7 protein-coding genes are annotated in these 4,172 nt (G+C 64.3%); 6 read left to right on the top strand and 1 reads right to left on the bottom strand.

Features of this window, described 5'->3' with window-relative positions; translation table 11 throughout:
* Window positions 1–57 precede the first annotated feature (57 nt).
* On the bottom strand, window positions 58–957 hold the full coding sequence (locus tag AC58EF_RS28140) for a LysR family transcriptional regulator (protein WP_497279665.1): 900 nt from the start codon (window positions 955–957) through the stop codon (window positions 58–60).
* A gap of 144 nt (window positions 958–1,101) precedes the next feature.
* Here AC58EF_RS28140 and AC58EF_RS28145 point away from each other — a divergent pair, with 144 nt between their 5' ends.
* From AC58EF_RS28145 to AC58EF_RS28170, 6 genes are all read left to right on the top strand, one after another.
* Window positions 1,102–1,755 carry a hydrolase gene (locus AC58EF_RS28145; RefSeq protein WP_497279666.1) on the top strand — a complete coding sequence of 218 codons (654 nt, stop codon included), beginning with the start codon at window positions 1,102–1,104 and terminating at the stop codon, window positions 1,753–1,755.
* Between the two features lie 286 nt (window positions 1,756–2,041).
* Entirely contained in the window at window positions 2,042–2,794 is a 753-nt protein-coding gene (locus AC58EF_RS28150; RefSeq protein WP_497279667.1) for a MipA/OmpV family protein, read from the top strand.
* Complete coding sequence (locus tag AC58EF_RS28155) at window positions 2,688–2,915, top strand: MipA/OmpV family protein (RefSeq protein ID WP_497279670.1); 228 nt, start codon at window positions 2,688–2,690, stop codon at window positions 2,913–2,915. The genes AC58EF_RS28150 and AC58EF_RS28155 overlap by 107 nt, the downstream gene beginning before the upstream one ends.
* Entirely contained in the window at window positions 2,890–3,120 is a 231-nt protein-coding gene (locus AC58EF_RS28160; RefSeq protein ID WP_497279671.1) for a MipA/OmpV family protein, read from the top strand. The genes AC58EF_RS28155 and AC58EF_RS28160 overlap by 26 nt, the downstream gene beginning before the upstream one ends.
* 274 nt (window positions 3,121–3,394) lie before the next feature.
* Complete coding sequence (locus tag AC58EF_RS28165; protein WP_497279668.1) at window positions 3,395–3,751, top strand: ParD-like family protein; 357 nt, start codon at window positions 3,395–3,397, stop codon at window positions 3,749–3,751.
* Window positions 3,748–4,172 (top strand): ATPase (locus AC58EF_RS28170; RefSeq protein ID WP_497279669.1); only part of this gene is annotated, 425 nt, incomplete at its 3' end. The genes AC58EF_RS28165 and AC58EF_RS28170, both read left to right, overlap by 4 nt.

Raw genomic sequence — 4,172 nt, forward strand, 5'->3', positions numbered from 1 at the left:
AATGAGTCCAGGAGGCAGACTCGGCATCGATCACCGATGCCGTGCTGCTTGCCCGGGCTACCGATCCCGGGTCGCTTCGGAACCCCCGTTGGAGCGCCCGAAGCATTCGATCAGCATCTCGGTGAGGACCCGAACCTTGCGCGATGGGTGCTGCCCCGGGGGCCGGACGACATAGATGCCGTGCTCGGGAACGGGATAACGCGGCATCACTGGCACCAGTGCGCCCGAGTCCAAATGCTCTTGAATCAGATCGTTGGGGAGGGCTGCGATACCGATCCCGGCCACCGCAGCGGCAACGAGGGCGACGCCGTTGTCGGCTTTGAACCGCCCTTGCGGCCGCATCGCGATGACCTTGTCGCCGTCCATGGCGGGCCATGTCTCGGTGCCCTGCATGAGTGCCTGATGGGTCACGAGTTCCTCAGGCGTTTCCGGTAACCCGTATCTCTCGATATAGGCCGGCGACGCGACATACTTGGCGTTGATCGGGCCGATCCTTCTCGCGATCAGGTTGGAATCGGGCAACATTCCGACGCGGATCGCGCAATCGTACCCCTCTGCGATCAGGTCGACGAACCGATCCGTGTAGCATGCGTGGATGTGCAGCTCTGGATGGCGCGCCGCCATGTCAGCGAGGATGGGCGCGAAATGCGTCGGTCCGAACGACAGCGGCGCCGCGACGCGCAGGCGTCCTCTCAACTCGCCCGCCGGGAGGACCGTCTCCCTGGCAACCTCGATCTCGGCAACCACCCGCGCAGCGTATTCCCGGAACGTCGCCCCGGCCTCGGTCAGCGCGGCACCCCGCGTGGTGCGGGCGAGAAGCTGCACACTCAACTCCGCCTCGAGCCGGACGAGCCGCCGGCTGACCATCGATTTGGATATGCCGAGCCGGCGCGAGGCGGGCGTTATGCCACCCGCGTCGGCGACTTCGACGAACGTCCGCAAGTCCTCAATTTCCATCCAGCGTTCCCCGGCGTGCGACACAGCACATCATCAGGCGACGCTACCGCGCCGGAAAGGGGAATGGCAACACCCGAGCCGGGGACGTCGCTTCGATCGATGCCTCAGCGACCTACGGAACCATTTTCAGAAGAAAGAACCGTCATGACACTCCGCAACGGCCTCGATTCGCTTCTTCGGCCCGAAGATTCGGTGCTCCTCTTGATCGATCATCAGCCCTACCAGCTATCTAACGTGAACAGTCACGATCCGCAGGCCGTCGTGAACAACACTGCCGCGCTGGCGAAGATGGCCAAGGCGTTCAAGGTCCCCACGATCCTGACCAGCGTCATCGCCAAGCGTGGCGGCCTGCTGTTCAAGCAGCTGACCGACGTGTTCCCCGGTCAGGAGGTGATCGACCGCACCTTCATCAACACCTGGGAGGACAAGCCGACCGTTGACGCGGTCAAGGCGACGGGCCGCAAGCAGCTCATCATCGCCGGTCTGTGGACCGAGGTCTGCGTCGCGATGCCGGCGATCCACGCGGCTGGCGAAGGCTGGGACGTGACGGTCGTCACCGACGCCAGCGGCGGTGTCTCGGTCGAGGCGCATCAGGTCGCGATCCAGCGCATGATCGCGGCAGGCGTGAACATGATGACCTGGATGGCGGTGGGCTCGGAGTGGCAGCGCGATTGGGCGCGCACCGACTCCGCCGCGCTTCTGCCGGACATCCTGATCCAGCATGCCGGGGGCTCCGGCATCGCGTATCTGTGGGAGCAGCAGCTCCTCAAGACCCCCGTCGAGACCGACGCGGGCTGATCGCGGTGGCTGGCGAGTATCGGCCAGGCGCAATGCGGCAGACCGGTCGCATGTCGATGCTCGCCATCTCCATGCCGCGGGCCGGAACCGCGATGCGTCTGCCGTCCGGCGATGGAGGTCGACGTCGCGGTGGGCGCCGGCATCGTGCCAGAATATGACGGCTGGGCGACATGCGCGTGCTGCCCTTCATCACGGGTGAAATCCACCTCGGCATTGTCAACCTGGAAATGCGCGGCCAGCGTCTGCGGCTTGATCTCAATCCGGGGTCGCGCCTGTCNCCGGCATCGTGCCCGAATATGACGGCGCGGGCGACATGCGCGTGCTGCCCTTCATCACGGGTGAAATCCACCTCGGCATTGTCAACCTGGAAATGCGCGGCCAGCGTCTGCGGCTTGATCTCAATCCGGGGTCGCGCCTGTCGACACCGCGATCGAGGCTGGCGGCTTTGTGGGCTACAGGATCGGCGGCGATCGCTGGGGGCAGGGATCAGTGCANGGATCTCAATCCGGGGTCGCGCCTGTCCTTCGGCCCGACGATCGGCGTGCGCCTCCCGCGTAACGATGCGGACGACCCCGTTGGCCTCCTGCCGGAAATCGACACCGCGATCGAGGCTGGCGGCTTTGTGGGCTACAGGATCGGCGGCGATCGCTGGGGGCAGGGATCAGTGCAGTTGAACCTGACCGTCGTCCACGACGTGTCGGACACGCACAAGGGCCTGATCGCGACGGCCAGCGCGAGCTATACGGCGATCCGCAGCCCGGTCTTCTCCCTCTCGCTCGACGCGCAGGCAAGCTGGGCCAATGCGGATTATGCCCGCACCTATTTCGGCATAGACGAGGCCGACGCGGCGGCTAGCGGCTTGCCGGCCTATCGCNGACCTGACCGTCGTCCACGACGTGTCGGACACGCACAAGGGCCTGATCGCGACGGCGATCCGCAGCCCGGTCTTCTCCCTCTCGCTCGACGCGCAGGCAAGCTGGGCCAATGCGGATTATGCCCGCACCTATTTCGGCATAGACGAGGCCGACGCGGCGGCTAGCGGCTTGCCGGCCTATCGCCCCGACGCAGGCTTCCGGGACGTGGGCGCGGGCGTGACGGCATCCTACTGGTTCAACCGACGCNACCTATTTCGGCATAGACGAGGCCGACGCGGCGGCTAGCGGCTTGCCGGCCTATCGCCCCGACGCAGGCTTCCGGGACGTGGGCGCGGGCGTGACGGCATCCTACTGGTTCAACCGACGCCTCGGGGTCATCGCCCGCGCCGGCGCGAGCTATCTCATCGGCGATCTGGCTGACAGCCCCGTCGCCGAGGAGGGCAGTCTCTGGCAACCGGCCGCCGGCCTCGCGCTCGCCTATCGGTTCTGAGGCTCATGCAAGACGGGCGGCGCTGACGTCGATGCTGCACGGCACCGCCCCGTTTCAGGCTTTAGGCTACTGGCCCAGCAGCGTCCGCCAACAAACCGGACGTGTCTCGCTGAGTTTCGGATCCTTGATACCTGCCGCTGATTTGGCATCATTGGCTGGTGTTTGGCAGCCATACCCGCTGGGGTTGCATCTGCAACGCCCCGGTTCGAGCATCGAAGGGCGCGCTTGAAAATGAGGTAGCAAAATGCTACCTCACGAAACTGGAGGTGACCTAATGGCCCAGTCCATCAAACTTGGTGACGACATCATGAAGATCGTGCGTCGCGAGTCCGAGTTGCAGAGCCGCTCGATCGCCGGTCAGATCGCCCATTGGGTGCGCATCGGCCGCGCTATCGAAAAGTCAGGCAATTTCGATCATGCCCGTATCACTGCGGCACTCGCTGGTGACATTCAGACGACTGATCTCACCGACGAAGAGAAGGATGTCTGGCTCGACAGCTTTATCGAGAAAATGGGGCGGCCTGGTTCTGACGAGAATGCCTTCTTTGCCCGGCGACGGCAGCTTGGTCTGGGTGTCGGCCTCGATGCGGCTGGCAACCTCGTGCGTGAGAAAGCTACCCCCAAGGCATGAAGCCGACGATGATCGTACTTGCCGGGCCTAATGGTGCCGGCAAGTCTACGCTCTACGAGACCCGCGTAGCACCGAGTTTTGCAGGACCGTTCATCAACGCAGACATCATCCAGCGCGACGAACTGCGCGATCCATCACCTGCTGCGTCTTACGAAGCGGCCGAGATCGCGGCTTCGCGCCGGGCTGACCATCTCGCTCGGGGGCGGGATTTCGTGACGGAAACCGTCTTCTCACATCCCTCTAAACTTGAACTGATCGACGAAGCTCGCACCAAAGGTTTCACCGTCATCGTGATGCATGTCGGTGTCGAGACGCCGAATCTCTCTGTCGCGCGTGTTGGCACGCGAGTCGAGGAAGGCGGCCATATTGTTCCCGAGGACAAGATCCGCACTCGTTATGCGCGCGGTGCACCGTTTATCCG

It is taken from the genome of Sphingobium sp. WR1, from assembly GCF_059693745.1.

Coding starts and splice junctions, on each gene's coding strand:
- AC58EF_RS28140 (WP_497279665.1), bottom strand. CDS start 957: ATGGAAATTGAGGACTTGCGGACGTTCGTCGAAGTCGCCGACGCGGGT.
- AC58EF_RS28145 (WP_497279666.1), top strand. CDS start 1,102: ATGACACTCCGCAACGGCCTCGATTCGCTTCTTCGGCCCGAAGATTCG.
- AC58EF_RS28165 (WP_497279668.1), top strand. CDS start 3,395: ATGGCCCAGTCCATCAAACTTGGTGACGACATCATGAAGATCGTGCGT.